The organism is Enteractinococcus helveticum (genome assembly GCF_020742345.1).
Lineage (GTDB): Bacteria > Actinomycetota > Actinomycetes > Actinomycetales > Micrococcaceae > Yaniella > Yaniella helvetica_A.
In genome coordinates this window covers 1-2,653 of sequence record NZ_DYXC01000128.1, presented here as the reverse complement: position 1 = coordinate 2,653, position 2,653 = coordinate 1, and the positions used below count along the sequence as shown (strand labels likewise).

The 2,653-nt window shown below is 56.0% G+C and carries 2 protein-coding genes; both read left to right on the top strand.

All coding sequences use genetic code 11. The annotated features are described in order from the left end of the window. Nucleotides 1-600 (top strand): flavodoxin domain-containing protein (locus K8V32_RS11265; RefSeq protein WP_303907372.1); only part of this gene is annotated, 600 nt, incomplete at its 5' end. Between the two features lie 66 nt (nt 601-666). Then, nucleotides 667-2,022, top strand: a complete 1,356-nt coding sequence (locus tag K8V32_RS11260) for an aminomethyl transferase family protein (RefSeq protein ID WP_303907369.1) — start codon at nt 667-669, stop codon at nt 2,020-2,022. Nucleotides 2,023-2,653: the final 631 nt, after the last annotated feature.

Genomic DNA, 2,653 nt, shown 5'->3' with positions numbered 1-2,653 from the left:
TCACCGCGGCCACGTACCAAACTGACCGATGTGCGCCGTCGTCGTTTCATTGCGGCCTCAGCGACGGACCTACCGCGCTCGCAGCAACCGCAACACGAAGTGGAACTCAACAACGAGCACCTGCCACCGCTGACCATTGCTTATGCCACCGAATCGGGCAATGCCGAACTGGTGGCTGAAGAACTCGTCCGGGCGCTGACCGACCGCGCCAACGCGACGGCTATTGACATGGCCACGCTACAACCGGCAGATTTCCAAACAACGACGCCGATGCTTGTGATCACCTCCAGCTATGACGAAGGCGAATTGCCCACCGGCATCCGTGAGCTCTACACCAACTTGTTAGCTGAAGGTACCCGGCTGAATGCATTGCACTACGCCCTGTTCGGGCTGGGAGATCGGTCTTATGAGTTCTACTCCAAAGGCGCCGACCTACTGGATGAGGCCTTCCAATCCCTGGGTGCCCGACGCGTCGGTGCTATCGGCCGCCACGACGCAGGCGGCCGTACCCTGGCCACCGATCAAGCAACCGCCTGGGCCGCCACGGTCATCGACGAACTGCTGGAAACCAAACTGCAAGAAGCTGCTGAAGTCAGCTGATCGTGTTCAATCGTCACGAGGTGCTCGACCAACCCTTAGAACGCCACAACACTGACGGGAGTCAACATGTCACTCGAAGATGCAATCCAACAAGCCGGCAACCCAGTCAACTTGCTGTGGGATTCCCAAACCCCACCGTCGGTCGTCCCGCGACTGGCGCCAGAGTTTTCTAACTGGCGCGATGAACAGCTCGCTTGGCGACGCACCGCTGTGATTTACGACCAGTCCCACCACATGGTGGACCTGAACCTCAAAGGCCCAGACGCCCTGCGACTCATCAAATACCTGGCTATCAACTCGATGGAAAACTTCCCGGTTGATAAAGCAAAACAGTTCGTTGCAGTCAACTATCAGGGCTACATCATCGGCGACAATATCCTGTTTCACCTCGACGACGAGGAATACCGCGCCGTTGGTATTCCGCCGTCGATCAACTGGATGCAATATCATGCCGAAACCGGCGACTACGACGTCGAAGTCCGCCGCGATGAAACCTCACTTCATCGGCAAGGACCACCAGAACTGTACCGCTACCAGCTCCAGGGCCCAGGAGCCATGGAGGTACTGCGCGACGCGATCGGAGACGAACCTCCGAAACTGAAGTTCTTCCACATGACCACCGTGACAATCGCCGGCAAACCGGTGCGCGTGTTACGCCACGGGATGGCCGGTGAACCCGGCGTGGAAATCTGGGGCCCATGGGAAGACCGCGACGCCGTCCACGGCGCCATTCTCGAAGCCGGAAAGTCCCACGATCTGGTACAGGTCGGTGCCCGGGCCTATCACACCAACGCATTAGAATCCGGGTGGTTGCCCCGACCGCTGCCGGCAATCTACACCGACGAACGACTGGCGGATTATCGACGCTGGCTGACTGACAACGCCTATGAAACCATCTCCCCGCTGGGCGGAAGCTTCTACTCTAAAAATATTGCGGACTACTACTTCACCCCGCATGAACTCGACTATGGGCGGATCATTTCCTTTGACCATGACTTCATTGGCCGACAAGCCCTAGAGAATATGCCGTCTGAAGGTGGTCGACAAAAAGTGACGCTGGTATGGAATGGTGACGACGTTGCCAAAGCATATGCGTCGATGTTCCAGCCGGGCACCGGGGCGAAATTTATTAATCTTCCGATGGCACTCTATGACACCTTCCACTTTGACAGGGTCGAGGTCCAGGGCAAGCTGGTTGGCCTGTCCACCTGGACCGGCTACTCCGCCAATGAAAAAGCCATGCTATCGCTGGCCGTGGTCGACGAAGCCGTCGCCACACCGGGTACTGAAGTCGTTGTGAAATGGGGCGAAGAAACACCGTCGAAAAAACTGCAGGTTGAAAATCACGTACAGGTGGAAATCAGAGCGACTGTTCAACCCGCGCCGCTGACGGAATTTGCCAGGACAGCCTACCGACAGTAGTCGATTGCTCCGCTTCGGTAACACAGAATCCGCAAAACAGCACAGAAAAACACAAAAGTGAAAACAAAGCTTGACTGTGATTGGTGTCACATGCATAATGGATTCACGATGGAAACCATCTGGTAGATGCCCGAATGTCGAGACGACTTGCGGCGCTACCGAAGACGCAGATGTGTTGTTCCTGTGTGGTTATATGAGGCGGGAAATCTCATCCTGCTGTACCGCTGAGGTTCTGTGGTTGCGGTACCAAAGCCCGGGGAGGTTCTGACCCCGGGCTTTGCTCGTGGTAAGTGCTCTGGTGTTGGCCGGTACTCGCAGGGTTTCCGGAAGGCCCGTCCGGTTTCATTATCATCGGGGGTGAACGCTAATACGCGCGAATCCGGACTGATCTCATTGCTCTGCAGATTTAACTGCCAACCACGGTCCTGCCGCGAAGCCGCGGTTTGGTCTAATACCTTACGAAGGTCTCAGCTAGATTCATGCCAGCGTGTTACAGAAAAGTAATAGCTATTATCATCCGTTGCGCCCTACGGTGCTCGACTCACAGTGCGGTCTTGAGCTGGGACGAACCTGTCTATGGCACGACGGTATTGGGTTTGCATACTCATATTTTGAACGCCTTCTAAACTCT

What these genes read in the sequence shown, in the direction of transcription:
- K8V32_RS11260 (WP_303907369.1), top strand. Translation starts at nt 667, where the DNA reads ATGTCACTCGAAGATGCAATCCAACAAGCCGGCAACCCAGTCAACTTG.